The organism is Rhizobium sp. Root274 (assembly GCF_001429245.1).
GTDB lineage: Bacteria > Pseudomonadota > Alphaproteobacteria > Rhizobiales > Rhizobiaceae > Allorhizobium.
Genome location: NZ_LMJE01000007.1, coordinates 1,074,990 through 1,101,131, shown reverse-complemented (window position 1 = coordinate 1,101,131; position 26,142 = coordinate 1,074,990). Strand labels below are relative to the sequence as shown.

The 26,142-nt window shown below is 61.9% G+C and carries 25 protein-coding genes; 18 read left to right on the top strand and 7 right to left on the bottom strand.

Annotated elements, in window-relative coordinates:
* Nucleotides 1–6: 6 nt before the first annotated feature.
* The 3 genes from ASE36_RS14255 to ASE36_RS14245 all read right to left on the bottom strand — a co-directional run bounded on the left by ASE36_RS14255 (nt 7) and on the right by ASE36_RS14245 (nt 2,269).
* A complete protein-coding gene (locus ASE36_RS14255) occupies nt 7–309 on the bottom strand; it encodes a DUF982 domain-containing protein (protein ID WP_062280633.1) in 303 nt (100 codons plus the stop codon).
* Nucleotides 310–383: 74 nt separating this feature from the next.
* Complete coding sequence (locus ASE36_RS14250) at nt 384–1,244, bottom strand: PfkB family carbohydrate kinase (RefSeq protein WP_062280630.1); 861 nt, start codon at nt 1,242–1,244, stop codon at nt 384–386.
* A complete protein-coding gene (locus tag ASE36_RS14245) occupies nt 1,241–2,269 on the bottom strand; it encodes a substrate-binding domain-containing protein (protein ID WP_062280627.1) in 1,029 nt (342 codons plus the stop codon). Before ASE36_RS14245 ends, ASE36_RS14250 begins: the two co-directional genes overlap by 4 nt.
* A 345-nt stretch (nt 2,270–2,614) precedes the next feature.
* Between ASE36_RS14245 and ASE36_RS14240 the strand changes: the two genes are divergently transcribed.
* The 6 genes from ASE36_RS14240 to ASE36_RS14215 are packed head-to-tail and all read left to right on the top strand — an operon-like array spanning nt 2,615 to nt 8,680.
* Nucleotides 2,615–3,874: an ABC transporter substrate-binding protein gene (locus ASE36_RS14240; RefSeq protein ID WP_062280624.1), complete on the top strand. Its 1,260-nt coding sequence runs from the start codon at nt 2,615–2,617 to the stop codon at nt 3,872–3,874.
* Nucleotides 3,875–3,934: 60 nt separating this feature from the next.
* Nucleotides 3,935–4,921 (top strand): carbohydrate ABC transporter permease, encoded by a 987-nt coding sequence (locus ASE36_RS14235; RefSeq protein WP_062280621.1) that lies wholly within the window; start codon nt 3,935–3,937, stop codon nt 4,919–4,921.
* Nucleotides 4,921–5,748 carry a carbohydrate ABC transporter permease gene (locus tag ASE36_RS14230; protein WP_062280615.1) on the top strand — a complete coding sequence of 276 codons (828 nt, stop codon included), beginning with the start codon at nt 4,921–4,923 and terminating at the stop codon, nt 5,746–5,748. Before ASE36_RS14235 ends, ASE36_RS14230 begins: the two co-directional genes overlap by 1 nt.
* An 11-nt stretch (nt 5,749–5,759) precedes the next feature.
* Nucleotides 5,760–6,785 carry an ABC transporter ATP-binding protein gene (locus ASE36_RS14225; RefSeq protein ID WP_062280612.1) on the top strand — a complete coding sequence of 342 codons (1,026 nt, stop codon included), beginning with the start codon at nt 5,760–5,762 and terminating at the stop codon, nt 6,783–6,785.
* A gap of 57 nt (nt 6,786–6,842) precedes the next feature.
* Nucleotides 6,843–7,628, top strand: coding sequence for a ThuA domain-containing protein (locus ASE36_RS14220; protein WP_062280609.1), 786 nt, complete (start codon nt 6,843–6,845; stop codon nt 7,626–7,628).
* Nucleotides 7,625–8,680: a Gfo/Idh/MocA family protein gene (locus tag ASE36_RS14215; RefSeq protein WP_082511081.1), complete on the top strand. Its 1,056-nt coding sequence runs from the start codon at nt 7,625–7,627 to the stop codon at nt 8,678–8,680. The genes ASE36_RS14220 and ASE36_RS14215 overlap by 4 nt, the downstream gene beginning before the upstream one ends.
* Before the next feature lie 90 nt (nt 8,681–8,770).
* Here ASE36_RS14215 and iolG read toward each other — a convergent pair whose 3' ends face one another.
* Nucleotides 8,771–9,766: an inositol 2-dehydrogenase gene (gene iolG, locus ASE36_RS14210; protein WP_062281421.1), complete on the bottom strand. Its 996-nt coding sequence runs from the start codon at nt 9,764–9,766 to the stop codon at nt 8,771–8,773.
* Nucleotides 9,767–9,954: 188 nt separating this feature from the next.
* On the opposite strand from iolG, the gene ASE36_RS14205 reads away from it, so the two are divergent.
* The 7 genes from ASE36_RS14205 (at nt 9,955) to ASE36_RS14175 (ending at nt 17,386) form a co-directional block, all read left to right on the top strand.
* Nucleotides 9,955–10,773: a MurR/RpiR family transcriptional regulator gene (locus ASE36_RS14205; RefSeq protein WP_062280607.1), complete on the top strand. Its 819-nt coding sequence runs from the start codon at nt 9,955–9,957 to the stop codon at nt 10,771–10,773.
* 120 nt (nt 10,774–10,893) lie between these two features.
* Complete coding sequence (locus tag ASE36_RS14200) at nt 10,894–12,822, top strand: bifunctional 5-dehydro-2-deoxygluconokinase/5-dehydro-2-deoxyphosphogluconate aldolase (protein WP_062280604.1); 1,929 nt, start codon at nt 10,894–10,896, stop codon at nt 12,820–12,822.
* Nucleotides 12,819–14,639 carry a 3D-(3,5/4)-trihydroxycyclohexane-1,2-dione acylhydrolase (decyclizing) gene (gene iolD / locus ASE36_RS14195; RefSeq protein WP_062280600.1) on the top strand — a complete coding sequence of 607 codons (1,821 nt, stop codon included), beginning with the start codon at nt 12,819–12,821 and terminating at the stop codon, nt 14,637–14,639. Before ASE36_RS14200 ends, iolD begins: the two co-directional genes overlap by 4 nt.
* Nucleotides 14,640–14,641: 2 nt before the next feature.
* Nucleotides 14,642–15,535, top strand: a complete 894-nt coding sequence (gene iolE, locus ASE36_RS14190; RefSeq protein ID WP_062280597.1) for a myo-inosose-2 dehydratase — start codon at nt 14,642–14,644, stop codon at nt 15,533–15,535.
* A gap of 104 nt (nt 15,536–15,639) precedes the next feature.
* Nucleotides 15,640–15,906: a hypothetical protein gene (locus tag ASE36_RS14185; RefSeq protein WP_062280595.1), complete on the top strand. Its 267-nt coding sequence runs from the start codon at nt 15,640–15,642 to the stop codon at nt 15,904–15,906.
* A 24-nt stretch (nt 15,907–15,930) separates the two neighbouring features.
* Entirely contained in the window at nt 15,931–16,740 is an 810-nt protein-coding gene (gene iolB / locus ASE36_RS14180; protein WP_062280592.1) for a 5-deoxy-glucuronate isomerase, read from the top strand.
* 115 nt (nt 16,741–16,855) lie between these two features.
* The gene (locus tag ASE36_RS14175) at nt 16,856–17,386 is read left to right on the top strand and encodes a DUF3833 family protein (protein ID WP_062280590.1); all 531 of its coding nucleotides are present in this window, start codon (nt 16,856–16,858) and stop codon (nt 17,384–17,386) included.
* Nucleotides 17,387–17,399: 13 nt separating this feature from the next.
* On the opposite strand, the gene ASE36_RS14170 is transcribed toward ASE36_RS14175, so the two are convergent.
* The 3 genes from ASE36_RS14170 to ASE36_RS14160 are packed head-to-tail and all read right to left on the bottom strand — an operon-like array spanning nt 17,400 to nt 20,803.
* Nucleotides 17,400–18,614 carry a TIGR03862 family flavoprotein gene (locus tag ASE36_RS14170; protein WP_062280587.1) on the bottom strand — a complete coding sequence of 405 codons (1,215 nt, stop codon included), beginning with the start codon at nt 18,612–18,614 and terminating at the stop codon, nt 17,400–17,402.
* Between the two features lie 6 nt (nt 18,615–18,620).
* Nucleotides 18,621–19,796, bottom strand: a complete 1,176-nt coding sequence (locus ASE36_RS14165; protein WP_062280584.1) for an aminotransferase — start codon at nt 19,794–19,796, stop codon at nt 18,621–18,623.
* A 17-nt stretch (nt 19,797–19,813) separates the two neighbouring features.
* Nucleotides 19,814–20,803 (bottom strand): LysR substrate-binding domain-containing protein, encoded by a 990-nt coding sequence (locus tag ASE36_RS14160; RefSeq protein ID WP_062280581.1) that lies wholly within the window; start codon nt 20,801–20,803, stop codon nt 19,814–19,816.
* Nucleotides 20,804–20,967: 164 nt separating this feature from the next.
* On the opposite strand from ASE36_RS14160, the gene speB reads away from it, so the two are divergent.
* The 5 genes from speB (at nt 20,968) to ASE36_RS14135 (ending at nt 26,142) form a co-directional block, all read left to right on the top strand.
* The gene (gene speB / locus ASE36_RS14155) at nt 20,968–22,023 is read left to right on the top strand and encodes an agmatinase (RefSeq protein ID WP_062280579.1); all 1,056 of its coding nucleotides are present in this window, start codon (nt 20,968–20,970) and stop codon (nt 22,021–22,023) included.
* Nucleotides 22,024–22,112: 89 nt separating this feature from the next.
* On the top strand, nt 22,113–23,201 hold the full coding sequence (locus ASE36_RS14150) for an ABC transporter substrate-binding protein (RefSeq protein ID WP_062280575.1): 1,089 nt from the start codon (nt 22,113–22,115) through the stop codon (nt 23,199–23,201).
* A gap of 258 nt (nt 23,202–23,459) precedes the next feature.
* Entirely contained in the window at nt 23,460–24,494 is a 1,035-nt protein-coding gene (locus ASE36_RS14145; protein ID WP_062280573.1) for an ABC transporter ATP-binding protein, read from the top strand.
* Entirely contained in the window at nt 24,491–25,345 is an 855-nt protein-coding gene (locus ASE36_RS14140) for an ABC transporter permease (RefSeq protein WP_062280571.1), read from the top strand. Before ASE36_RS14145 ends, ASE36_RS14140 begins: the two co-directional genes overlap by 4 nt.
* The gene (locus ASE36_RS14135) at nt 25,342–26,142 is read left to right on the top strand and encodes an ABC transporter permease (RefSeq protein WP_062280569.1); all 801 of its coding nucleotides are present in this window, start codon (nt 25,342–25,344) and stop codon (nt 26,140–26,142) included. Before ASE36_RS14140 ends, ASE36_RS14135 begins: the two co-directional genes overlap by 4 nt.

Genomic DNA, 26,142 nt, shown 5'->3' with positions numbered 1-26,142 from the left:
GGCTCCTCACGCAACAGCCTGGCGCCGCTGTGGCAGGAAACTGACCAGCCGTCCGGGGTCGGTTGCCAGCCGCATTCCGGCTTCCTCCGCTGCCGCAATAAAGGCGGCGCGGGCGAGTTCTGCCGCGCGCGCGCCGCGCAAGGCGTTCTGGCAGAGGCGGATTGCCCGCTCATAGGCCGGGCCGCGGCGCGTCGGCCATTCGGCGTCGAGAAAATCCAGCGCGTCATAAGCATTTTGAAAACGTCGCGTGAGGCCACAAGGCAGTTCCAGCTCGACAGGCCGGTTCCAGATGAAATGATACTCGTTCATGCCTTCCTCCGTTGGGTACCCACAAACTCGCTGAGCTTGCGGGCGGTTCCGGAGAGGCGATCAAATAAAGTTGGCTATAACGCTGTTTTTTCTGTTGTCATCGCGAGCGTTTGCTGTTCTCGGCTGGCCAACCATTCGGCGGTCAAAACCGCAGCCATCCGCGCAGCTTCAACAATGTCGGCCCCGGACAGCAAGGCATGAATCAGTCCGCCGCTGAAGCTGTCGCCTGCGCCGATCGTGTCGCGGACGGCAACAACCTGCTGTTCAATCGCAACCGTGATTTCCCGTGTGCCGTCATAGATGGAGATCGCTTGCGGCCCGTCCGTCATCACGAGATGCCGAAGCCGGCCGTCGGCAAGCGCGTTCGCCAGAGACCAACAATCGGTAATGCTCTTTGCGGGCAGATCGGCCTTGGATCCGATCATGATGTCTGCCGGCCGCGGTACAGCTTGGCGCAACGGCAGCTGCGAAACCACCAGTCGCGCCTGATGCAGCGCGGCGAGGATCGTGTCTGGCAGGATGGGCGCGTTGACGTAGAATGCGCCATCCGAAAGCGGCATGGCGAGCACGAATTCGCGCGACAGGCGGCGCTCGTTCGACAGGATCGTGCGCTCTCCCATCGGGTCGAGCAGGATGTCGGCGAAGTCGGTCTCGCCCGGCAACCGTGTCATCAGCGAGGTGTCGAAGCCCAGGGCGTCGAGATCTGCCATGGCCCTATCGCCGTGTTCGTCGGTCATCAGGTTCGACAGGATTGCCACGGGATGGCCAAGGTCGCGCAGCCGTCGGGCGGTAAAATATCCGCCGCCACCCAGCCGGGTCTCGCGGCTGCTCCACAGAATACGGCCCCCGGCACGCAAGGGTTCTGTCAGCCGCCAGATGCAGTCGTGATTGACATGGCCGATCACGACAATGCGCCCGTCCGTCACGTCCGTCATTGGCTCACGTCCTTGGCAACCGGGCGACTGGACTCGCGGAGGATCAGTTCCACCGGCCAGAGTTCAGCGACGTCTGTCGCTTCGCGGCCGGCCAACATCTGGAGCAGGAGGTCGGCAATGCGGGTGCCGGCCGCGCGGATCGAGGAGCGGGTGGTCGATAGGGACGGGGCCATGTTCTCCGCCGTCAGATAGGGAAAGACGTCGTCATGGGCGATGACGGAGATGTCGCGCCCGACAACGAGGTTCATCGAGCGGGCTGCGCGGTAGACACCGAGCGCGCTCATCATCGACCCGGCGACGAAGGCCGTCGGGCGCGGGCGCTGCTCAAGGGCGGCGCGGGCCACGCGAAAGCCGATCTCGTCGGTAAAATTGCCGTGGGTCACCAGTTTGGCATCATAGGAAACGCCCCGTTCGCTGAGCGCCGACCTGTAGCCCTTCTCGCGGTGCTGGGTAAACGTCAGTCCCTCTCGGCCGTTGATCATGGCGATGCGGCGGTGGCCAAGATCCAGCAGATGCTCGGTCGCCCGACAGATTGCGCCCTCGTTGTCGATGTCGAGCCAGGCATGGGGCACGTCGGTTGCAGAGCGGCCGTGCACAATGAAGGGCAGTTTCAGCTCGTGAAGCAGTGCAATTCGGGTGTCCTTGGGACGGGGCGAGTGGATGACGACAGCATCGACACGGCGGCTCTCGGCGAGCCGGCGGTAGAGTTGCAGCTCGTCGCGGCTGTCCTGCTCGGCCATGGGTGTGATCAGGATATCGATGTCTTCAGGGCTCAGCCGCTCGGCCATGCCGCTCAGAAATTCGGAAAACTGGTATTCGCCGGCACGGCTCATCACGACGCCGATTGCCCCGGCGCGGCCGGTCGCGAGGCGAACGGCATTGATGTTCGGGCGATAGCCGAGCCGCGCTGCTTCTTCGGCCACCCTTGTGCGTGTCGCTTCGCTAACCTCCGGATAGCCGCTCAAGGCGCGGCTGACGGTTGTCGGCGACAGACCGATATGCTGGGCGAAATCCTTGAGCTTCATGCGTGGCTGGCGTCCTTGCGCGAGATCCCCTGTCGGCATCCCTCATGTGCTTATCCCATGGCCGCTCGGCCTCTGGCAAGATTTCCTCTGCAGGATTCAAAGCGATTACAATTTGCGTGCGCTGGGATCGTTTTCCCGCTTCCCGGCAGAAGTATCTTCCCCAGTGTGAATCTAGGGAATTTTCAAAAAATCCTATTTTTATCATTGGTTTGAAGTTTTGTGATTTGGAGACTTGGAACAAGGTTTGACTCAATTTCGGTTTTTTGCCAGTCTAAGGGAACCAAAGCGTTTTCAATTTTATTGTGGAGGCCGTAAACGGCTTTGGTTTCTCGGGAGGAGATATCGATGAAGACATTGTTGAGCGCCGCACTGATTGCGGCAACCGCGCTGTGCGGGTCCGTCCAGGCAGCTGAAATTGCGGTTGCTGCCAATTCCACCGGCAAGAACCTCGACTTTCTGCGCAAGCTGTTCACGGAGTTCGAGGAAAAGAGCGGTCACAAGATCTCGCTCGTCACCATGCCGCCCTCCAGTTCGGAGCAGTTCGCCCAGTACCGGTTGTGGCTTGCCGCAGGAAACAAGGATGTCGACGTCTACCAGACCGACGTCGTCTGGGCGCCGCAGTTGGCTGATCAGTTCGTCGACCTGAAGCCGGCAGCCGGCGATGCGATCAACGAGTTCTTCCCGTCGATCATCGAGTCCCAGACGGTTGACGGTCGTCTCGTCGCGATGCCGATGTATACCGACGCGCCGGCGCTGTTCTACCGCAAGGACCTCCTGGAGAAATACGGTAAGGAGGTCCCCAAAACCTGGGCCGACATGGCTGCTGTGGCCAAGGAAATTCAGGACAAGGAGCGCGAGGCCGGCCAGAAGGATCTCTGGGGCTACGTCTTCCAGGCGAATGCCTATGAAGGTCTGACCTGCAATGCGCTGGAATGGATCAAGTCTTCCGGCGGTGGCCAGATTGTCGAGACCGATGGCACGATCTCGGTGAACAACGAGAAAGCCGCTGCCGCTCTCGATCAGGCAAAATCGTGGATCGGCACCATTTCGCCCCCCGGCGTGCTCGCTTATCAGGAAGAGGAATCCCGCGGCGTCTGGCAGACCGGCAATGCCGTCTTCATGCGCAACTGGCCTTATGCCTTCGCGCTCGGCAATGGTGACGACAGCGCCGTCAAGGGCAAGTTCGACGTGGCGACACTTCCGGTTGCCGCAGCCGGCGACAAGCCGTCTTCGACGCTCGGTGGCTGGAACCTTGCGGTGTCGAAATATTCCGAAGAACAGGAAGCCTCGATCGAACTCATCAAGTTCTTGACGTCGGCCGAGGTGCAGAAGCGCCGTGCCATCGAATTGTCGAACCTGCCGACCCGCTCGGCGCTTTACGACGATCCGGATGTGGCGGCGGCCCAGCCCTTCATGCCGCAGTGGAAGCCGATCTTCCAGGATGCCGTGCCGCGTCCGTCGGCAACAACCAAGGTCAAGTACAACGAGGTCTCCTCGCGCTTCTGGAGTGCGGTTCACAATACGCTTTCCGGCTCGGGAACCGCCGCCGAAAACCTCGAACTCCTTGAGGTCGAGCTCAACGAACTCATGGGCAATGGCTGGTGATGCCGGTGCCGGGCGGCCTTCACGGCGCCCGGCGTCCACCGCTTTCAGGGAGGACCGCCCATGACCGATTTGCCAATTGAAAGAGCCGTAAATCCAAGGGCGGCAAGCGCCGCCGCCGGCTCGGATCTCAGCGCCCAGCGCACCCGATCCGCCTGGATCTTCCTCGCCCCGACGCTTCTGGTCCTTGCCATGGTGGCCGGCTGGCCGCTGGTCCGGACCATCTATTTCAGTTTTACCAACGCCACCTTGAACAACCTCTCCGGTGCCGAATTCGTCGGGTTCAACAACTACCTGACCTGGATCACCTTGCAGAGCGGCCGCACCGTCTGGCGCGGGTTGCTGGTCGATCCGGCCTGGTGGGGTGCGGTGGCCAATACCTTGCGTTTCACGTTGCTGTCGGTCTCGATCGAGACCGTGCTTGGCCTCGTCGTGGCCCTGGTGCTGAACGCGAAGTTTCCCGGCCGCGGCCTCGTACGCGCCGCCATCCTTATTCCCTGGGCGATCCCGACGATCGTCTCGGCCAAAATGTGGGCGTGGATGCTGAACGACCAGTTCGGCATCCTCAACGACATCTTCCTCAATCTCGGCCTGATCAGCGAGAAGATCGCCTGGACGGCCAATCCTGACACGGCGATGGTGGCTGTCCTGATCGTCGACGTCTGGAAGACGACGCCGTTCATGGCGCTTCTGATCCTCGCCGGTCTGCAGATGGTGCCGCAGGATATCTACGAGGCGGCGAAGATCGACGGGGTCCATCCGGTCAAGGTGTTCCTCCGGATCACATTGCCGCTCATCCGTCCTGCGCTGATGGTTGCGATTATCTTCCGCATGCTCGATGCGCTCAGGATCTTCGACCTCATCTATGTGCTGACGCCAAACAATTCGCAGACCAAGACCATGTCGGTGATGGCGCGTGAGAACCTTTTTGAATTCGACAAGTTCGCCTATGGGGCGGCCGCATCCACGATGCTGTTCCTGATCATCGCCTCGATCACAGTGCTCTACATCGTTTTCGGTCGCGTCAATCTTTCGGGAGGAGATCGCTGATGCCGACCGTTGTCAAACAATCCGCCTTCTACCTGCTCGTCACCGTCATCGTGGTGATTGCGGTTTTCCCCTTCTACTACGCCATCATCACCAGCCTCAAACCCGGCAGCGCGCTCTTCGATATCAGTTACTGGCCGAAGAACGTGACATTCGGGAACTATGAAAGCGTGCTGTCGCGCGGCAGTTTCGTGCGCAGCCTTGGCAATTCGCTGCTGGTGGCAACCGTCGTGGTGGTGCTGTCGCTGTTCCTGGCGGTGACGGCGTCTTATGCGCTCGCCCGTGTCCGGTTCCGGGGAAGGGGGCTGCTGCTGCTCACGATCCTCGCCGTCTCGATGTTCCCGCAGATCGCGGTGCTGGCCGGCCTGTTTGAGCTGATCCGCTGGATGGGGATCTTCAACACGCCGATCGCGCTCATCTTCTCCTACATGATCTTCACGCTGCCCTTCACAGTCTGGGTGCTGACCACCTTCATGCGGGACCTTCCGATCGAGATCGAGGAGGCGGCGATCGTTGATGGGGCCTCTTCCTGGGTGATCATCACGCAGGTGTTCATGCCCCTGATGTGGCCGGCGCTGGTGACCACCGGGTTGCTCGCCTTCATCACCGCCTGGAACGAGTTTCTCTTCGCGCTCACGTTTACGTCGTCAAACACGCAACGCACCGTGCCGGTCGCCATTGCACTGCTCTCCGGCGACAGCCAGTTCGAAATCCCCTGGGGCAGCATCATGGCCGCCTCGGTTATCGTCACCGTACCGCTGGTCATTCTCGTTCTGATCTTCCAGCGGCGTATCATTTCCGGCCTCACCGCCGGCGGCGTCAAGGGATAGGAGGATCACCCATGGCCCAAATCCAGCTTTCCAATATCCGCAAATCCTTCGGAGCGCTTGAGGTCATCAAAGGCGTCGACATGGAAATCCGCTCCGGCGAGTTCATGGTCTTTGTCGGCCCGTCCGGCTGCGGCAAGTCCACGCTTTTGCGCCTTATCGCGGGCCTGGAAGACATCTCGTCTGGCACACTCGCCTTCGACGGCGAGGTGATGAACCAGTTGCCGCCGGCCAAGCGCGGCATTGCCATGGTGTTCCAGTCCTATGCGCTCTATCCGCATATGACCGTGTTCAACAACATGGCCTTCGGCATGAAGCTTGCCGGCCAGGACAAGGCGGAGCGGGACCGAAGGGTGCGGGAGGCGGCCGAGATGCTGCAGCTCACCCCCTATCTGGAGCGGCTGCCCCGGCAGCTTTCGGGTGGCCAGCGCCAGCGTGTGGCGATCGGTCGCGCCATCGTTCGCGATCCTCGCGTGTTTCTGTTCGATGAACCACTCTCCAATCTCGACGCCGCCCTGCGCGTTGCCACCCGTCTCGAAATCGCCAAGCTTCACCGCAGCATGCACAACACGACGATGATCTACGTGACCCATGACCAGGTGGAAGCCATGACGCTGGCCGACCGGATCTGCGTCTTGCGTGACGGCGTGGTCGAGCAGGTGGGTACGCCGCTCGAGCTTTATGAGAGCCCGAATTCGCTCTTCGTCGCCGGCTTCATCGGCTCACCGAAGATGAATTTCCTCGACGGGCGCTTTTCGGACGAATTGGGCGCCCATACCATCGGGATCCGCGCCGAACATCTTTCGATTGAACAAGATGGGCGCTGGCGGGGTTCTGTCGTGCATTCCGAAATGCTCGGATCGGACAGCTATGTCTATGTCGACATCGGCACGTCCGAGCCGATCGTTGTGCGGCAGGAGGGAACGGCGACGCTGAAGCCCGGCGAAACCGTGGCTCTCTCGCCTGTTGAGCACGAACTGCACCGTTTCGACCGCGATGGCCGCGCCATCGGCCGCGGCCTGATGAAAGGCGCCGCTTAGCGCCATGATGAAATACGGTCCTCCATGGCGGAGGGCCGAGACCCAAGGAGAAGTCAGATGACGATCAGAACGGTTGTCTGGGGTGAGAACGTCCACGAACGGGAAAATGCGATTGTCCGTGGGATCTATCCCGACGGCATGCATTCCACCATTGCCGCAGCCCTCAACACCGACAGCGAGATCGAGGCTACCACCGCGACCCTGCAGGAGCCGGAGCACGGCCTCTCAGTCGAGCGGCTGGCCGAGACGGACGTGCTCGTCTGGTGGGGCCATAAGGCGCATGGCGAAGTGTCCGACGAGATCGTCGAGCGGGTCGCCAAGCGGGTATGGCAAGGAATGGGGCTTCTGGTCCTGCATTCCGGGCATTTTGCCAAGCCGTTCAAGCGGCTGATGGGCACGCCCTGCGCGCTCAAATGGCGTGAAGCGGGGGAGCGCGAGCGCATCTGGACGGTCAATCCCGGCCACCCGATCGCCGCCGGCATTCCGGAGAATTTCGTGCTCGAAAACGAGGAAATGTACGGCGAGTTCTTCTCGGTTCCCGAGCCGCTCGAAACCGTCTTCATCTCCTGGTTTGCAGGCGGCGAGATTTTTCGCTCGGGCCTGACCTGGAAGCGTGGTGCGGGCAACATCTTCTACTTCCGACCGGGCCACGAAACCTATCCGACCTATCATGACGCGACCGTGCAGCAGGTCATCCGCAACGGCGTGAAATGGGCCTATAACCCCATGCCGCGTTACGGTGCTGTCCACGACGCTCCGAATGTGCCGGTTGAAAAGGCGCTTGAGCCGATCACCGAGCGCGGTCCGCGTCTGCACCAGGCCGGCGAGGAAGGCTACAAATGAGCAGTCCCATCCGTCTTCTGGTGCTCGGCACCGGCGGCATGGCCAATACCCATGCCATGAACTTTTCCACCATCACCGACGTTCAGCTCGTTGCAGCCGTCGATGTCGATCTGGCGAAGGTTCGCGCCTTCGCCGCCCGGCATGACATTCCCAACACGTTCACGAGTCTTGAAGAGGCGATCGCTTGGGGTGAGTTCGACGCCGTCACCAATGTGACGCCCGACCGTATCCATTATGCGACTACATTGCAGCTCCTGGCGGCCGGAAAGCACGTGATGTGCGAAAAGCCGCTCGCTGAGAGTTACGCGAAAGCCGATGAGATGGCGACGGCGGCGGAAGCTTCTGGCCTCGTCAATATGGTCAACCTCACCTACCGCAATGTGGCGCAGGTGCAAAAGGCCCGGCAGATGGTTCTAGCCGGCGAGATCGGCAAGGTGCGCCACATTGAGGCCTCCTATCTGCAGAGCTGGCTCGTCTCAAAAGCCTGGGGCGACTGGGCGACCGAGAGCCAGTGGCTGTGGCGGCTGTCGACCAAGCACGGGTCGAACGGCGTGCTCGGCGATGTCGGCATCCATATTCTCGACTTTGTCGGTTATGGCGCGGTCACCGAGATCGACCATGTCTTTGCCCGGATGAAAGCTTTCGAGAAGGCGCCGGGCAACAAGATCGGCGAATATGATCTCGATGCGAACGACAGCTTCACCATGACGGCTGAGTTCACCAATGGGGCCATGGGTGTCATCCATGCGAGCCGCTGGGCGACGGGGCATCTGAATGAGCTTCGGCTCAGGGTGCACGGAGACAAGGGCGCGCTAGAGGTCATCCACCGTCTCGACGGGTCGCGGCTCAGGGCCTGCCTGCAGGAGGATGTCGAAAAGGCGGTCTGGCGGGATATCGAGGTGGACCCGGTGCAGACAAACTATCAGAAGTTCATCGCCGCCATCCAGTCCGGCTATACCCAGGAGCCGAGCTTTCGGCATGCGGCCAACCTGCAGAAGATCCTCGATCTCGCCATGCTGACGGAAGTGGAGCGGCGGGAACTCGCTGTCTGAGATCTTTACTCTATAAACGAAAGTGCCGCCCGAGGAGGTTCGGGCGGCACTTCCATGTGCGGGATTTTGCAACCCCGCAAAAACGTCGGCTTAGTAGCTGACTGTGACGGCCGACTTGTCCTTGGCCGACTTGACGGCAGCGTCAGCCAGCGCCAGCGCGATCAGGCCGTCTTCGGCCGAGGGTGCCATCGGCGTGTCATTGTCGAGCGCGTCGATGAAGGCGGAGATTTCGGCGGCATAGGCTGCCGTGTAACGGGTCATGAAGAAATCGTGCAGCGGCGGGCGGGTATAGCCGTCCTTGTTGGCGACTTCGATCGAGACCGGGCGCTGGTTTTCAGCAGAAACAGATCCCAGCGAGCCATGCACTTCGATGCGCTGATCATAGCCATAGGATGCGCGGCGCGAGTTGGAGATGATTGCCTGGCGGCCGCTCTTCGTCGTCAGGATCAGCGACGCGCTGTCATAGTCGCCGAGTTCGCCGATCTTGGGATCGACGAGAACGGAGGCCGAGGCCTGGACCGTTTCGATTTCTTCGCCGAGCAGGAAGCGGGCCATGTCGAAGTCATGGATGGTCATGTCGCGGAAGATGCCGCCGGACACCTTGATGTATTCGGCCGGCGGTGCGCCCGGGTCGCGGCTGGTGATCGTGACCATTTCGACCTTGCCGATCGAGCCCTTGTCGATTTCCTTGCGCACGGCCCGGAAATGCGGGTCGAAGCGACGGTTGAAGCCGAGCATGACCTTGCCGCCGACGGCGCGCACAGTTTCGAGGCAGGCCTTGGCGCGGGCAACGTCGAGATCGATCGGCTTTTCGCAGAAGATCGCCTTGCCGGCCTTGGCGAAGCGCTCGATCAGGTCGGCATGGGTGTTGGTCGGCGTGCAGATGATGACGGCGTCGATGTCCTTGTCGGCCTCGATCTCCTCGATCGTCTTCACCGCGCAGCCGGTCTGGGCCGCAATGGCGTTGGCAGCGTCTGCAAAGGCGTCTGCAACGGCGACCAGCTTGGCGCGCTTGTCTTCGGCAATGGCTTTCGCGTGAACCTTGCCGATGCGGCCGGCGCCCAGAAGGGCCAGTCTCGTGACCATGATCATTCCTCCCTGTGCCCGGCCCTATTCGTAGACTAGGCGATTGTTGTGTTGTTAGGCGCTCGCGGGAAGCGCCCTGTCTCTGTTCCATTTCGCGCTGGCAAATGTGACGATTTGGAATATATGTTCTATTTTGCTAGATCGTGACACTGTTCATGTCAAGCGGAGTTCAGGCAAACGGGGGCGGGATGAACGAGAGTATCGGGCCACAGACGATCAAGGCCTTCGAGGACCGGCTGCTGGAGGTATCGAGCACGCTGCCGAAGCGTCTGAAACAGTGCGCCGACTATGTCGCGGCCAATAAGGACCGCATCGCCGTTTCCACCGTGGCCGAGATGGCGGAAGGGGCAGGCGTGCAGCCTTCGGCCTTCATGCGCTTCTGCCAAATCATGGGTTTCACCGGTTTTTCCGAGATGCAGAAGCTCTTTCGCGAGAGCTTCGTCGGCGGTTGGCCGGATTATTCGACGCGGCTGCAGCACCTGCGCGAGATGCAGGAGGGCGCACCCTCGGCGCTTCTGGCCGAATTCGTCGAGGCCGGCCGCATGTCGCTGGAAAATGTTGTAAAAACCGTTGATCCCCAGGCGCTTGAGGCGGCTGTTGCGCTGCTGTCCAAGGCGCGGATGATCCATATCATTGGCCTGCGTCGGAGCTTTCCGGTGGCGAGCTACATGGCCTATGCGTTTGAAAAGATGGGTGTGCCGGCCATGCTGCACAGCGTGGTTGGGCGGCTCGACAATCATCACGCCATCCGCGAGGGCGATGCGCTGCTGGCCGTGACCTTTTCGCCGTATTCCTCGGAGACGCTGGATCTTGTCGAAGACGTGGCGGGCAGGGGCATTCCGGTGGTTGCCGTCACTGATACGGTCGTCAGCCCGCTGCGCCGGATGAACGCCACTTTGCTGTCGGTCTCTGAAGTGGATTTCGGTGCCTTCCGGTCACTCTCCGCGACGCTTTGTCTCGCCATCACTCTATCCGTTGCCGTGGGAACGGCGCGGCAGGAAGATTGAATGTCCGTATTGAAATTCTGAAAAATAGAATTTATAGTCCATTTTGAAGAATGGCCGTTCCATTCCATGGAATGGTCGGTGGAGAGCGGGGCAGATAGATCCCGCAGCAGGGAGGACAATTTGGCTTCGCTCGATCTGATCACGATCGGCCGCTCGTCCGTGGACCTTTACGGGGCCCAGGTCGGCGGTCGGCTGGAGGACATGGCCTCCTTCAACAAATATATCGGGGGGTCGCCGACCAATATCGCGGCGGGCACCGCGCGGCTCGGGCTGAAATCGGCACTGATCACCCGCGTTGGCGACGAGCATATGGGCCGCTTCATCCGTGAGCAGCTGGTGCGCGAGGGCGTCGATGTGCGCGGCGTGAAGACCGACAAGGAGCGGCTGACCGCGCTCGTCCTTCTCGGCATCCGCGACGAACACCAGTTTCCGCTGATCTTCTACCGCGAGAACTGCGCCGACATGGCGCTGTCGGAAGACGATATCGATCCGGATTTCGTCGCCGAAGCGCGCTGCGTCTGCGTCACTGGCACGCATCTGTCCAACCCGCGCACGGAACAGGCGGTGCTGAAGGCGCTGGCGATCTCGCGCGAATTTGGCGGGCTGACAGCCCTCGATATCGACTACCGCCCGAACCTTTGGGGTCTGGCCGGCCATGGAGATGGCGAAAGCCGCTTCGTGGAATCCGAGAAGGTGACGGGTAAGCTGCAGTCGACGCTGCATCTGTTCAACCTGATCGTCGGGACGGAAGAAGAGTTCCACATCGCCGGTGGCTCCACCGATACGATCGAGGCTCTGCGCGCCGTGCGCCAGGTCTCGCCGGCCACGCTGGTTTGCAAGCGCGGGCCGATGGGCGCTGTTGTTTTTGAGGATGCCATTCCAGACAGCCTGGATGAGGGGCAGACCGGGGAGGGGTTCCCCATCGAAGTCTTCAATGTTCTCGGCGCTGGCGACGGCTTCATGTCGGGCCTGCTCAAGGGCTGGCTGACCGGCGAAGACTGGCCCACCTCACTGAAATTTGCCAATGCCTGCGGCGCCTTTGCTGTCTCGCGTCACGGCTGCACGCCGGCCTATCCGAGCTGGGAAGAGCTGCAGTATTTCTTCAAGACTGGCATCCAGAACAAGGCGCTGCGCAAAGACGCGGCACTCGAGCAGGTGCACTGGTCGACCAACCGCAAGGGTGACTGGTCGACGATGCGGGTCTTCGCCTTCGATCATCGCATGCAGCTGGAAGCCATGGCCAAGGAAGCCAGCGTCTCCGAACATCGCATCGGCGCGTTCAAGAACCTTTGCCTCGACGCCGCCCTCAAGGTTTCCGATGGCAAAGCCGGTTATGGTCTGCTCTGCGATAGCCGCCTGGGACGCGATGCGCTTTACCGCGCCGCCGGCACAGGGTTGTGGATCGGTCGTCCGGTCGAGTGGCCGGGTTCGCGCCCGCTGACGCTGGAGCCGGAGATCGGCCCGGATTTTGGCGGCCTGGTCGAATGGCCGGTCGATCATGTTGTGAAGGTGCTCACCTTCTATCATCCTGATGATACGCCGGAGATGAAGGTCGTGCAGGAGCAGACGGTGCTCAGGCTCTTCCATGCGGCGCGCCGCAATCGCCTCGAATTCCTGCTGGAGGTTATCCCCTCCAAGGTCGGGGCCTGCGACGAGGAGACCACCGCTAAGATCATTCAGCGTTTTTACGAGATCGGCGTCTACCCCGACTGGTGGAAGCTGGAGCCGATGAAGACGGTGGCGTCCTGGGCGAATGCCTGCAACGCGATCGAGCGCAATGATCCCTATACGCGCGGCATCGTCGTGCTGGGGCTCGATGCACCGCAGGCCGAACTGGAGGCGAGCTTCCAGCTTGCCGCCGGCTTCGATCTGGTCAAGGGTTTCGCCGTCGGTCGCACGATCTTCGGGGATGCCGCGCGCAAGTGGCTCGCCGGTTCGCTGAGCGATGTCGCTGCCGTGGAGGATATGGCCGCGCGTTACCAGAGCCTCTGCGCCATCTGGGACGCCGCGCGGCAGAAGGCGGTTTCCGCCAAGGGAGAAAAAGCATGAAGACGATCCGGCTGACCGCCGCCCAGGCGATGGTGCGTTACCTCGCCAACCAGCTGAACGAGGATGGCGTTCCCTATATCGCCGGCATGTGGGCGATCTTCGGTCACGGCAATGTCGCCGGCATCGGCGAGGCGCTTTACGGCATCCGCGACGAGTTGCCGACCTATCGCGGCCAGAACGAGCAATCGATGGCCCATGCAGCAATCGCCTATGCCAAGCAGCTCGGTCGCCGTCGCGCCATGGCGGTAACCTCGTCCATCGGCCCCGGCGCGCTCAACATGGTGACGGCGGCAGCGCTCGCCCATGTCAACCGTCTGCCGGTCCTCTTCATCCCCGGCGACGTTTTCGCCAATCGCGGCCCGGATCCGGTTTTGCAGCAGATCGAGGATTTCGGCGACGGCACGATGTCGGCCAACGACTGCTTCCGTCCTGTCTCGCGTTACTTCGACCGCATCATGCGGCCGGAACAACTGCTGACGGCACTTCCGCGCGCCATGCGGACGCTGACTGATCCCGCTGATTGCGGCCCGGTCACGCTTGCCTTCTGCCAGGACGTGCAGGCCGAGGCCTATGATTATCCTGAGGGCTTCTTTGCCAGGAAGACCTGGCGCTTCCGTCGTCCGGAGCCTGACGTCGTCGAGTTCGAAGCGGCGGTTGCGGCGCTGAAGGCGGCGAAGAACCCCGTGATCGTCGCTGGTGGTGGCGTACATTTTTCGGGCGCCACCGACACACTGAAAGCCTTTGTCGAGAAGCATCAGATCCCCGTGGTCGAGACGCAGGCCGGCAAGTCGGCACTGGCCTGGGATCATGGGCTCAATTTCGGCCCTGTCGGTGTGACCGGTGCCGAGAGCGCCAATGTCGTCTCCGAAAAAGCGGATCTGGTCATCGGCGTTGGCACGCGATTTCAGGATTTCACCACCGGTTCCTGGGCGTTGTTCAAGAACCCCAACCGCAAGATCCTGGCGCTCAATGTGCAGCCTTACGACAGCGCCAAGCATGATGCGATCCCGCTGGTGGCTGATGCCAAGATCGGCCTTGAAAAGCTTTCGGCCGCCCTCGGCGATCACAAGTTCGCCGCACCGGATGCCGGTCTCAAGGCGTTCTGGTTCGCCAAGGCGGATGCCGTGACGGCAGCGCCTGTCGACAGCAATGCGCTGCCGACCGACATGCAGGTGATCGGTGCCGTGCAGCGCGCCTCGCGCGACAATACCGTCGTCATGTGCGCAGCCGGCACCATGCCGGGGGAATTGCACCAGCTGTGGAAGTCCAAGCTGCCGCTCTCCTATCACATGGAATACGGCTTCTCCTGCATGGGCTACGAGATCGCCGGTGGTCTCGGCATCAAGATGGCGGAACCGGATCGTGACGTCATCGTCATGGTCGGCGACGGCTCCTACATGATGATGAATTCGGAACTCGCAACCGCCGTTGGCATGGGCGCGAAGATTACCGTCGTCATCACCGACAACCGAGGTTACGGCTGCATCAACCGGCTGCAGATGGGCACCGGCGGGGCGCAGTTCAACAATCTCTATGCCCACACCAATGTCAGCCCGATGGCGATCGACTTCGCCGCACACGCGGCGTCGATGGGCGCGCGGTCCCACAAGGTCTCGTCGATAGCAGAGCTGGAAACAGCGCTTGATGCCGCCCGCGCGGCGACCGAGACCACAGTGATCGTCATCGATACCGATCCTTATCCGACCACCGGAGCCGGCGGCTACTGGTGGGATGTCGCGGTGCCGGAAGTCTCGGCCCGCGCTGAAGTCAATCAAGCCCGCGTTGCCTATGAAGCGGCTCTGAAGGAAAGAACCTGATCATGATCCTTTTCGGAACCAACCCGATCGCCTGGTCGAATGATGACGACCGCCGCCTCGGCGCCCATATCAGCCTCGAACAGTGCCTGGACGAGACCGCCAAGATCGGTTTCGACGGCATCGAGAAGGGCCATAAGCTGCCGACCGATCCAGCCGGATTGAAGTCGGTACTTGAGCCGCGCGGCCTGAAATTCGTCTCCGGCTGGCATTCGCTGAACCTGCTGACCAACTCTATTGAGGAAGAAAAGGCCGCCATGCAGCCCTTCCTCGATGTGCTCAAGGCCATGGGTTGCAAGGTCATCATCGTCTGCGAAACGTCCAACGCCATCCATGGCGCCGATGACACGGCACTCGCTGACCGTCCGGTTCTTTCGGATGCGGAATGGGCCAAGTTCGGTGCCGGCGTCGAGGCGCTGGCCGAATTCTCGGCTTCGCAGGGCATCTCTCTGGTCTATCACCATCACATGGGCACCGTCGTCGAGACCGAAGCCGAAATCGACAAGCTGATGGAGCATACTGGTCCGCATGCCAAGCTGCTGCTCGATACCGGCCATTGCTATTTCGGCGGCGGCAATCCGGAAGCGGTTGCGAAAAAATACATGCACCGCGTCGGCCATATCCACGCGAAGAATGTTCGTCCCGTGATCGCTGATCAGGTGCGGAACGAGAAGCTCTCCTTCCTCGAAGGCGTGCGTCGCGGCGTGTTCACCGTGCCGGGTGACTCGGAAGGCGGCGTGAACTTCCCGCCGGTACTGAAGATCGTGGCCGAGCATGGCTATGAAGGCTGGATCGTCATCGAGGCCGAGCAGGACCCGGATGTGCGCAATCCCTTCGAATATCAGAGCCTCGGCCTGAAATCGCTCAAGGGCTTTGCCAAGGATGCCGGCCTGATCTGATATTGAAGCCGGGGCGGGACTTATCTCCGCCCCGTGTTTTGACAGCACACGGATTTGGGCTCTATTGCAGGCGACCCATTCACAAGACTGCCGGGAGCAAAGCCTTGAAGTTCCAGATCCTCGATCCGACCCATCCGTTTTTCAAGCCGCTGTGGATCCGCATCCTCTGCACGGTGCTGCCGCTCGCTTGGGCCGGGGTGGAGTATTCGAATGGTGCGACGGGTTGGGCGATGATCTTCGTCGTCACCGGTTTCTATGCCGGATACGAACTGCTGTTCATGTATGACCACACAATGAAAAAGGCCGAAGCCAAGGCGGAGGCCGAACGCGCGAGGATCGCGGCGGAAGCCGAGCGCTCCGACGCGGACTAAACGCAGAATTTTGGGAGATGAGATATGGCCGATCTGTTGCGCAAGCCCTCGGGTCAATTGGGCAAGGTGCATGACATCACGCCAGCCAGCGCCGGCTGGGGGTATGTCGGCTTCGGGCTCTATCGCCTGAAGGCCGGCGAAAGCGCCGCAGAGCCGACCGGCGCGACAGAGGTCATTCTGGTGCTGGTCGAGGGCAAGGCCACGATCTCCGGTGGCGGCAAGGATTTTGGCGAACTCGGCCAGCGCATGTCGGTCTTCGAGAAGACGCCGCCGCATTGTGTCTATGTGCCGGCGGGCGCGGATTGGTCCGCCAAAGCGACGACGGACTGCGTGCTGGCGGTCTGCACGGCTCCCGCAATGCCGGACCGCGAAGCCCAGCAGATCGGGCCGGATGGGATCTCGCTCGTCGAGCGTGGCAAGGGCGCCAATACGCGGCATATCTATCCGATCGCCATGGAAGACCGCGACGTCGCTGACAGTCTGCTGGTGACGGAAGTCTTCACCCCTTCGGGCAACTGGTCGTCCTATCCGCCGCATCGGCATGACGAGGACAATTTCCCCGAGATGACCTATCTTGAGGAGACTTACTACCACCGCCTCAACCCTGCTCAGGGCTTTGGCTTCCAGCGCGTGTTCACGGAGGATGGCTCGCTGGACGAGACCATGGCGGTGTCGGATGGCGATGTGGTTCTGGTGCCTAGGGGGCATCACCCTTGCGGTGTCCCCCATGGCTACGAGATGTATTATCTGAACGTCATGGCCGGCCCCTTGCGCAAATGGCGTTTCCAGAACCATCCGGATCACGACTGGATTTACCAGCGCGATAGCAAATAACAGGCTTGGAGGGCGCTTTCGTCTTCACGAAAGCGTTTCCTGTACCAACTCCAAATCCGCCTGCCGATCCGCTCCGTAGTGGGTGCACAAACGCGCCAACGATGGAGACGCATCGATGCCGAAGTTCAGCTTGGCCCTTGTCGGGCTTGCCCTGAGTCTGCTGCCGGTCACCGGACAGGCCGCCGACAAATTCACCTTTGAAGACTATTTTGCCGGCCGCACGGAAGCCGTCGGTTCGTTCAGCGCCATCAACGGCGTCAAGAGGACGTTCACCGTCGATCTCACCGGAAAATGGGACGGCAAAACGCTGACCTTGCGGGAAGACTTTGTCTTCGACGACGGCACCAAGGACCGCAAGACCTGGCGCTTCACCAAGACCAGCCCGACCACCTATAGCGGCACGCGCGAGGACGTCATTGGCGAGACCACCGTTCGGCTGAACGGCGCCGTCGCCCGCTTCAACTATCTGGTCTATCTGAGCCCCGAGACCCAGGGCAACAAGGTGCGCTTCTGGGACAAGATGGTTCTGCGTGAGGATGGAACCGTGCTGAACACGGCTCTGGTCACCAAGTTCGGCATCCCGGTCGCCAAGACGACGGTCGAGTTCCGCAAGCCCGGTTCTTCGCACAAGACGGCGAGCCGCTGAGGCCGGCGGCCGTTCAGCCTTTGCTTCCGTCCAACCAGAGGTCGATGCCGCTGGCGGCCGCGATACCGGTCGCGAAACAGGCGGTGAGCAGATAGCCGCCTGTCGGTGCCTCCCAATCGAGCATTTCGCCTGACACAAAAGTGCCTGGACGGGCGGTGAGCATAAAGCGATGATCGATGGCATCCAGCGCCACCCCACCGGCGGTGGAGATCGCTTCGGCGATGGGGCGCGGGCGCGTGACGGAGAGCGGCAGAGCCTTGATGAGGTTTGCAAGCGCCTTCGCCTCGGACTGGTTTGCGGCGGGGTTGACCTCCCGCAATAGGGCGACCTTCACGCCATCGAGATTGGCGGCCTTCTTCAGTCGTGTCGATAAACTCGACTTGTGATCCTGGCGGGTGAGATCGGCCGTCAGCTTCTCCACCGTCCGACCTGGCGCGAGATCGAGCATCAGTTCGGCATGTCCGTCCCGGTCGAGCGCATCCCTGAGCGCTGCGGAATGGGCATAGATCAGGCTGCCCTCGATGCCGCCCCGGCTGATGACAAATTCGCCTTGGGTTGTGCCCGCTTCCGAGGTGGCTTTCACCGACTTGACTGGCTGGCCGGAGAAGCGCGTGTCGAAGCTTTCGGAAAAATCGCAGTCGAAGCCGCAATTGGCCGGGCGAAGTGGGGCAATGTCGATGCCTTCGGCTTCCAGCAGCGGCACCCAGACGGCATCCGAGCCGAGCTTCGGCCAGCTGGCGCCGCCGAGCGCCAGGAGTGTGGCGTCTGCCGTTACGCGTTTTGGACCGTCTGGCGTGTCGAAGAGCAGGGCGTCAGCGTCAAATCCCGTCCAGCGGTGGCGGGTGAGGATGGTGACGCTCATTCCTTCCAGCCGTTTCAACCAGGCGCGCAAAAGCGGCGAAGCCTTCATGACCTTTGGAAAGACGCGGCCGGAGGAGCCGACAAAGGTTTCCGTGCCGAGCCCGGCTGCCCAGACGCGGATCGCCTCGGGTGTCATCAGGTCGAGCACCGGGCGCAGCCGATCGTTTGCCGCGCCATAGCGGGTGACGAAACGCGCATAGTCCTCGGCATGGGTGATGTTGAGGCCGGACTTGCCGGCCAGCAGGAACTTGCGGCCGACCGTCGGCATGGCGTCGTAGACGGTGACGCGATGGCCCTTGCCGGCGAGATGCTCTGCCGCCATCATCCCCGCCGGGCCGCCGCCGATGACCGCCACGCTTTTCGTCATGTCCGGTCAGTCCAGGGTGAAGGTCGAAAGGCGGGCGACCAGACCTTCGATCGTTCTGCTATCGGCATTGGCGAAGGCGAAGCGAAGGTAGTCCTGGCAGTCGTCACCAAAATAGGCGCCGGGGATACAGAGCACGCCGGCTTTCTTGGCCAGTCTTTCCGCAACATGGGCGGAATCCTGGCCTGCAAAGGGATGTCGGATGAAGGCGAAATAGGCGCCGAGCGAATCCATTTTCCAGTCGGGAAGCTTGGCCATCACGCCTTTCAGGGTTTCGGCGCGGCGCAAGATCTCGATACGGTTGTCGTCGCGCCAGGCTTTCAGTGCCGGGATCGCCTTGGCGACGGCCGCCTGGGGTGCGCGAGGGGCGCAGATCTGCAGGTTGTCCATGACCTTGGCGATTTCCGAGACGGCGCGCGGGCCGGCGGTGATCGCGCCGAGGCGATGGCCGGGGATGCAGAAGGATTTGGAGAAGGAGTAGAGCAGGATCAGGTTTTCTTCCCAGCCGTCGACCGAGAGCAGATCATGCGGGCGGTCTTCGCCGGGGAGGAAGTCGCGATAGGTCTCATCGAGGATCAGGAAAGCGCCGGCCTTGCGGCAGGCGTCGAAGGCCTGGCGCAGCAATTCCGCCGGATAGATGGCGCCCGTCGGGTTGTTGGGCGAGACCAGTGCCACGGCCTTGACGCCCTTCGCCAGGACCGCCTCGATGCCTTCGATGGTCGGCACGAAGCCGGTGGCCGGATCGAGCGGGATCAGCTCGCGGCGGATGCCCATCATCGCCAGCGTGGTTTCCTGGTTGAAGTAGAAGGGATCGGTCAGCGCAACGGCATCGCCGCTTCCAGCAATCGCGGAGACCGTTGCCATGAAGGCCTGGTTGCAGCCTGCCGTGATGTGGATGTTTTCGGCCTTGATAGGTGCGCTGTAAACGGAGGCGACTTCTGCCGCGTAGGCCTCGCGCAGCGGCGTCTCGCCCTCGATCGGGCCATAGCCGGCATTCGCCCGGGCCGAAGCGGCTTCCGCCAGCCAGGCGAAAAGATCGGGATGTGGCGGATAGCCGGGGACGGCCTGGCTCAGATCGATCATGGGGCCGGCTGCTCCGTCATAGGCGCGGGCCCAGGCGAAAACGGAAGGCACGGGCGGCGCCGAGAGATCTGCGACGAGCGGGTTGAAGGGGGCGGCGGGCATGGCAGGTTCCTCGGCGGTTATTCGCTCTCTTCCAGGAGCGGAACGGCGGTATTGGTATTGCGTTTGCGGATCGAGGGCAGGCCTCGTCCCGATGGGCGGCTTGCCGGGCGCGGCTGGGCCGCACGCTCGGCTTCAATCGTGTCGAAGATCCAGTCAATGAAGACCTTGGCGATCGGCGCCGCGCGAACGTCGTTGCGGGCGGCAACATAGAAGGCATCCGGTGCTGGCACTGCGAGATCGAAGGGGATCACGAGTTCGCCGGCGGCAATCAGGCTCGATGCGGTGATGCTGTCGCCGAGCGCTACACCCTGGCCGTGGCGGGCGGCCTCGGTCGACAGGCGTGCGTCACCCATGAAGTGTTCGCGCGCCTTGGGCATGTCGAGCTGGTCGGCGGCGGCGAGCCAGCTTCGCCATTCGCGGCCATCGTCGCCATGCAGCAGGACATGGTCGTGCAGATCGCGAACCGATCGCAGCGGCCGCGTGTTGAGCAGCGTCGGGCTGACGACGGGGAAGAGCTCGAAGGTGCTCCAGAGCCGCGTCCAGCAATCCTTCCAGCCGCCCGGGCCATAGAGGATCGCGATGTCGATGTCGGGCGAATAGATCAGGCTGGAATCGTTGCTGGAGGTGAGCGTCAGGCTGATTTCGGGGTAACGATCGACGAAGGAGCCGAGGCGGGGCACCAGCCAGAGCGAGAGCAGCGCCGGTACGCAGGAGATGCGCAGGCTGCCGCTGGTCGAGGGGCGGTTCATCAGCGCGGTCGCCGCTGCAATGCCGTCGAAGGCCTGGGTGACGGCCGGCAGCAGCAGGGCGCCCTGGGGTGTCAGTTTCAGCCGCTTGCCGCCGCGCTCAAAGAGCACCGTTTTCAGCGTTTCCTCAAGGCTGCGGATCTGATGCGAGATCGCGCCATGGGTGACGCTCAGTTCCCGAGCTGCCGCCGAGATCGAGCCACGGCGGGCCGCTGCCTCGAAGGCGCGCAGAGGATTGAGCGGGGGCAGGCGGCTTGCCATCGATGGTTCAGGATCCGTGAATTTTTCTCACATCGATTGCTATAACATCGTGAATTGATTTTCCAAGTGCGTTGCAGGTTAATGCTCACAATAACAGCAGGCGCGGATCGTGCCGCAAAAATGGACGACTGACGAATGATAGTTCACGAACAGGGAACTTGGGCATGACTTTCGATGAGAAGCGCCTCGCGGCGCTGCGCGAGAAATACGGAAACGACAAGGCCGGTGAGATCTTCGATCCAAAGTTTGCGAAGGTCGGCGAGAAGATCTTCTCGAACGGCACCCGCGCCGCGCCCTATGCCGGCGTGCCCACCTTCGTTTCCGCACCCTATCGTCAGGTCGACCAGCGCAATCCTGATGTCAGCGATCTCGATGTCGCGATCGTCGGCGTTCCCATGGATCTCGGGGTGACCAACCGCCCTGGCTCGCGCTTCGGGCCTCGCGCCTTGCGGGCCATCGACCGCATCGGCCCCTACAACCATGTTCTCGAATGCGCCCCGGTCTTCGATCTCAAGGTGGCCGATATCGGTGACGTTCCATTCTCCAGTCGCTATCGCCTGGAGATGAGCCATGAGGATATCGAGGCCTATTACACCAAGCTCGTCAGCCAGGGTGTGCTGCCGCTTTCGGTCGGCGGAGATCACTCGATCACCCATCCGATCATGAAGGCGATTGCCAAGAAGCACGGCCCTGTCGGCATGATCCATATCGACGCCCATTGCGACACAGGTGGCGCCTTCGACCAGACGAAGTTCCACCATGGCGGCCCTTTCCGCAATGCCGTGCTCGACGGCGTGCTTGATCCTGTCAGGACGATCCAGATCGGCATTCGCGGGCCTGCCGAATATCTCTGGGAGTTCTCCTACGAGTCCGGCATGACGGTCATTCATGCCGAAGAGATCAACGGCCTCGGCATCCCGGCGATCATCGAAAAGGCGAAGGCCGTGATCGGCGATGGCCCGACTTATCTCTCCTTCGACATCGACAGTCTTGATCCGAGTGTTGCCCCCGGCACCGGCACCCCGGAGGTCGGTGGCCTCACCTCGCGTGAGGCACTTGAACTCATTCGCGGCTTCAAGGGCGTGAACCTTGTTGGCGGCGATGTGGTCGAAGTCGCACCGCAATATGACGCCAACCACAATACGGCTCATGTCGGCGCACAAATCCTCTTCGAAATCCTCAGCCTGATGGTCTACAGTCCGTCCACCAAGGCACGCTGAGCATTCTCATTCCGGACAGGTCCGACTGTCCGGTTCCGGGTACAGACAAACGGGCGAAAACGCCTCAACCACAACAAGGGAACAGGACCATGAAAGACATTCTCTCCACCTCCGTCAGCCGCCGCGGCGTGCTGGCCGGATCGCTGGCAGCCGCCGGCGCGCTCGCCATGCCGACGATCCTGCGCGCCCAGGACAAGTCGATCAAGATCGGCGTCTATGGCGGCTACTTCAAGGATTCGTTCGACAAGAACATTTTTCCGGAATTCACCAAGGCGACCGGCATTGCCGTCGAATCCGTCGCCGAGCCCACAGGTGAAGCCTGGCTCGTGCAGCTTGAGCAGGCCGCCAAGGCCGGTCAGGCACCTGCCGACCTCTCGATGATGTCGCAGGTCGCCATGCTGAAGGGTCAGGCGACCGAGCTCTGGGCACCGATCGACATGGGCAAGCTCAAGAACGCCTCGGGCCTGATCGACCGCTTCGTCAACAAGTATCCTGATGGTCGCGTTGCCGGCGTTGGTGCAGTTGCCTGGTATATCACGCTCGTCACCAATACCGATGTCTACAAGGAGGCTCCGACCTCCTGGGAAGCGCTGTGGGATCCGGCAAATGCAGACAAGCTCGGCCTGCTCGCCCTCGTCTCCAACTCCTTCCTGCTCGAGGTTACTGCAAAGACCTATTTCGGCGGCACCAATGCGCTTGATACGGAAGAGGGCATCCTGAAGGCCTTCGACAAACTTGCCGAAGTAAAGCCGAACGTGCGCCTCTGGTATCGTGACGAAGCGCAGTTCGAACAGTCGCTGAAGTCGGGCGAAATCCCGATGGGCCAGTATTATCACGACGTCACGGGTCTCGCTGCTGCCGATGGCCAGCCGGTCCGCTCGACCTTCCCGAAGGAAGGCGGCATTCAGGACTCAGGCTGCTGGGCGCTGTCGCGCGCTTCTGCCAAGACTGAGGAAGCGCACATCTTCATCGACTATATGTGCCAGCCCTCGATCCAGGCAACCCTGTCGCGCAAGGTTGGCACGGCCCCGACCGTTAAGCGCGAACTGCTCGACCTGACGGCCGAAGAATTCGCCGCAGTCTCCTCCGATATCGAGCCGATCACGCCGCGTTACGACCTCTACCAGACCAAGTCGGACTGGCTGAACCAGAAGTGGACGGAGCTGATCGTCGGTTGATTTTTGGGGCGTTTGCCCCTCATCCGCCTGTCGGCACCTTCTCCCCGCAGGCGGGGAGAAGGTGACACGCGGCTCGCGCGGCGCCTGCCTCCCCTCTCCCCGCTTGCGGGGAGAGGGGAGGGTGAGGGGCAAAGCCCCAACCATGAACGCCTATTGCGCCTCATGCCACCGCTCAGCGTTTGCAAGACAATTCGGGCGGGAGATGCTATTGCCGCGCCAAAGGGCTTCGAGCCTACACCATTTGACTTCGGAGACATGATGTCCGGCCTCGCCCTCAATTCCATCACCAAGCAGTTCGGCCCGTTCACGGCGGTCGACAATGTCCAGCTTTCGGTGCCGCATGGCACCTTCGTCTGCCTGCTCGGCCCCTCCGGCTGCGGCAAGACCACGCTGCTTCGGATGATTGCCGGTCTCGACAGTCCGACCAATGGCGCCATCGTTCTCGATGGCAAGGACATCACACAGGTGCCGACACACAAGCGCGAGCTCGGCATGGTTTTTCAGTCGCTGGCGCTCTTCCCGCATTTGACCGTCGGCGAGAACATCGCCTATCCCTTGCGCATCCGTGGCATCGGTCGCGAAGAGCAGGTGAAGCGTGTGGACGAGCTGCTCGCGATGATCCACCTCACCGGCTACGCCGACCGTCCGGTGCACAAGCTCTCCGGCGGCCAGCGGCAGCGCGTGGCGATTGCCCGGGCGCTTGCGATTTCGCCCAAACTGTTTCTGCTCGATGAGCCGCTGTCGGCGCTCGATGCGAAGCTGCGCGAGGCGATGCAGGTGGAACTGCGCAAGCTGCAGCAGCAGCTCGGCATCACGACCATTGTCGTGACCCACGATCAGCGCGAGGCGATGACCATGGCCGATACGGTCGTCGTCATGAATGGCGGCAAGATCCGCCAGGCGGCGAGCCCGATCGAGATCTATCGCAAGCCGGCCGATCGTTTCGTTGCTGATTTCATCGGCTCGACCAATCTGCTGCCGCTCACGGCGCAGGGTGGAACCACGCTGGTGCTCGGACATGCCGTTGCCGGCATTTCGGCACCGTCAGGTTCGGCGCAGGCGAGCCTCTCGGTGCGCCCGGAAGACGTGAAACTCGCAGCTCCCGGCGAAGGCCGGATCACCGGCAAGGTTACCTTCATCCGCGATCTTGGCGGCACGATCGAGACCTTCCTCGACGTCTCCGGTACTGAAGTCGTCGCCGTCTCGACGCCGCGCGAGCGGCCTGTCGTGACCGTCGGCCAGGATGTCGGCATCGTCATCGACCCCGAAACCGCCGTGGTGCTGTCGGCATGAAACGCGAAGCCCCAAAAACTGCGCTCGACTATGCGCCGCTCGCCTTTCCGGCCGGCATGCTGATCCTGTTCTTCGTCGTGCCTTTCGCGACGATGATCGCCGTCTCCTTCTTCAAGCGCGATCCGACCGGCTTCTACTCGCCGGATTTCGTCTTCGACAATTATGCCCGCTTCCTGTCGTTCTTCTTCGGCGGCGTGCTCAGCTTTTCGCTTGGTCTCGCGATTGCGGTTGCCGTCGTCTGCGTGACGCTGGCTTTGCCCTTCACCTATCTGCTCGCCCGCATGTCTCGCAAAGCGCAGGTGCTCTGGCTGGTCGCACTCCTTTCCATCCTGTCGCTTTCCGAAGTCATCATCGGCTTTGCCTGGTCGACGCTGTTTTCCCGCACCGCCGGTATCACCAACCTACTGGTCATGGTCGGGTTGATGGAAAAGCCGGTGGCGCTCATGCCGAATTTCGGCGCCGTCCTGACCGGCATGGCCTATCAGGCGCTGCCCTATACCGTGCTGGTGCTCTATCCCGCGATCGTCCGGCTTGACCCGACGCTGACAGAAGCCGCCCGCACGCTCGGCGCCTCGCCGCCCAAGGCCTTCTTCACCGTCGTCGTACCGGCGCTGCGCAACACGCTGATTGCGACGCTGATCATGGTCTTCATCTTTGCGCTTGGCTCCTATCTCCTGCCGCAGATCCTCGGCCGTCCTTCGCACTGGACACTGTCGGTGCTGATTACCGATCAGGCGATCTATCAGTCCAACATGCCGTTTGCGGCGGCAATGGCGGTGTTCCTCGTGTTGGTCACGCTCGGCATGGTCGCGCTGACGCTGCTCATCGGTCGTAAGGGAGAGGCAGCATGAACAAGGCTCTGACCCGTCTCTACTTCACCCTGATCGGCATCTTCCTTGCAGCGCCCATCGTCGTGGTCGCGGGTGTGTCGGTGAATGCCAAGCAGAGCCTGAACTTCCCGCCGCAGGGCTTTTCTTTGTCCTGGTATGGCGCGATCTTCACCGATCCGGGCTGGCGGGCGGCGCTGTTTGCCTCGGTCATCCTGGCGCTTTGCGCGGCGGCTCTTGCTGTCGCCATCGCCCTGCCGCTCGCCTGGTTCCTCTGGCGGCGTCTTGCCCCTTGGGCGCAGGTCTTCCAGCTGCTCGGCATCGCACCCTTCACACTGCCGCCCGTCATCACGGCGCTAGGCCTGCTCACCTTCTGGGCCGCAACGGGCTTCTATGGTCAACCTTGGACGGCCGTGATCAGCCACGCGATATTCTTCGTCACGCTGCCCCTGGTGACGCTGTCGCTCGGTTTCTCGGCGATCGACCGCTCCCTGGTCGAGGCGGCCGCCACCATGGGCGCCGACGACCGGACGATTTTCCGAACGGTCGTTTTGCCACTGATCGCGCCCTATCTTGTCTCCGGTTATGCCTTTGCCTTCGTGCTCTCGCTCAACGAGTACATCGTCGCCTATATGACTGTTGGTTTCGTGATGGAGACTCTGCCGATCAAGATCTTCAATGCGCTGCGCTATGGTTATACGCCGGTCATGGCTTCGGTGACGATCCTGTTCGTTGCGGTGGCCGCCACCGTGTTCGGCCTCGTGGCGCGCTTTGGCGACCTGCCAAAACTGCTCGGGGCGAATGCCGACGACCGCAGTTGA

What these genes read in the sequence shown, in the direction of transcription:
- ASE36_RS14160 (WP_062280581.1), bottom strand. Translation starts at nt 20,803, where the DNA reads ATGGCAAGCCGCCTGCCCCCGCTCAATCCTCTGCGCGCCTTCGAGGCA.
- ASE36_RS14175 (WP_062280590.1), top strand. Translation starts at nt 16,856, where the DNA reads ATGCCGAAGTTCAGCTTGGCCCTTGTCGGGCTTGCCCTGAGTCTGCTG.
- iolB (WP_062280592.1), top strand. Translation starts at nt 15,931, where the DNA reads ATGGCCGATCTGTTGCGCAAGCCCTCGGGTCAATTGGGCAAGGTGCAT.
- speB (WP_062280579.1), top strand. Translation starts at nt 20,968, where the DNA reads ATGACTTTCGATGAGAAGCGCCTCGCGGCGCTGCGCGAGAAATACGGA.
- ASE36_RS14255 (WP_062280633.1), bottom strand. Translation starts at nt 309, where the DNA reads ATGAACGAGTATCATTTCATCTGGAACCGGCCTGTCGAGCTGGAACTG.
- ASE36_RS14135 (WP_062280569.1), top strand. Translation starts at nt 25,342, where the DNA reads ATGAACAAGGCTCTGACCCGTCTCTACTTCACCCTGATCGGCATCTTC.
- ASE36_RS14150 (WP_062280575.1), top strand. Translation starts at nt 22,113, where the DNA reads ATGAAAGACATTCTCTCCACCTCCGTCAGCCGCCGCGGCGTGCTGGCC.
- iolG (WP_062281421.1), bottom strand. Translation starts at nt 9,766, where the DNA reads ATGGTCACGAGACTGGCCCTTCTGGGCGCCGGCCGCATCGGCAAGGTT.
- ASE36_RS14245 (WP_062280627.1), bottom strand. Translation starts at nt 2,269, where the DNA reads ATGAAGCTCAAGGATTTCGCCCAGCATATCGGTCTGTCGCCGACAACC.
- ASE36_RS14215 (WP_082511081.1), top strand. Translation starts at nt 7,625, where the DNA reads ATGAGCAGTCCCATCCGTCTTCTGGTGCTCGGCACCGGCGGCATGGCC.
- ASE36_RS14205 (WP_062280607.1), top strand. Translation starts at nt 9,955, where the DNA reads ATGAACGAGAGTATCGGGCCACAGACGATCAAGGCCTTCGAGGACCGG.
- ASE36_RS14225 (WP_062280612.1), top strand. Translation starts at nt 5,760, where the DNA reads ATGGCCCAAATCCAGCTTTCCAATATCCGCAAATCCTTCGGAGCGCTT.
- ASE36_RS14250 (WP_062280630.1), bottom strand. Translation starts at nt 1,244, where the DNA reads ATGACGGACGTGACGGACGGGCGCATTGTCGTGATCGGCCATGTCAAT.
- ASE36_RS14140 (WP_062280571.1), top strand. Translation starts at nt 24,491, where the DNA reads ATGAAACGCGAAGCCCCAAAAACTGCGCTCGACTATGCGCCGCTCGCC.
- ASE36_RS14230 (WP_062280615.1), top strand. Translation starts at nt 4,921, where the DNA reads ATGCCGACCGTTGTCAAACAATCCGCCTTCTACCTGCTCGTCACCGTC.
- ASE36_RS14220 (WP_062280609.1), top strand. Translation starts at nt 6,843, where the DNA reads ATGACGATCAGAACGGTTGTCTGGGGTGAGAACGTCCACGAACGGGAA.
- iolD (WP_062280600.1), top strand. Translation starts at nt 12,819, where the DNA reads ATGAAGACGATCCGGCTGACCGCCGCCCAGGCGATGGTGCGTTACCTC.
- iolE (WP_062280597.1), top strand. Translation starts at nt 14,642, where the DNA reads ATGATCCTTTTCGGAACCAACCCGATCGCCTGGTCGAATGATGACGAC.
- ASE36_RS14145 (WP_062280573.1), top strand. Translation starts at nt 23,460, where the DNA reads ATGTCCGGCCTCGCCCTCAATTCCATCACCAAGCAGTTCGGCCCGTTC.
- ASE36_RS14240 (WP_062280624.1), top strand. Translation starts at nt 2,615, where the DNA reads ATGAAGACATTGTTGAGCGCCGCACTGATTGCGGCAACCGCGCTGTGC.
- ASE36_RS14165 (WP_062280584.1), bottom strand. Translation starts at nt 19,796, where the DNA reads ATGCCCGCCGCCCCCTTCAACCCGCTCGTCGCAGATCTCTCGGCGCCG.
- ASE36_RS14235 (WP_062280621.1), top strand. Translation starts at nt 3,935, where the DNA reads ATGACCGATTTGCCAATTGAAAGAGCCGTAAATCCAAGGGCGGCAAGC.
- ASE36_RS14170 (WP_062280587.1), bottom strand. Translation starts at nt 18,614, where the DNA reads ATGACGAAAAGCGTGGCGGTCATCGGCGGCGGCCCGGCGGGGATGATG.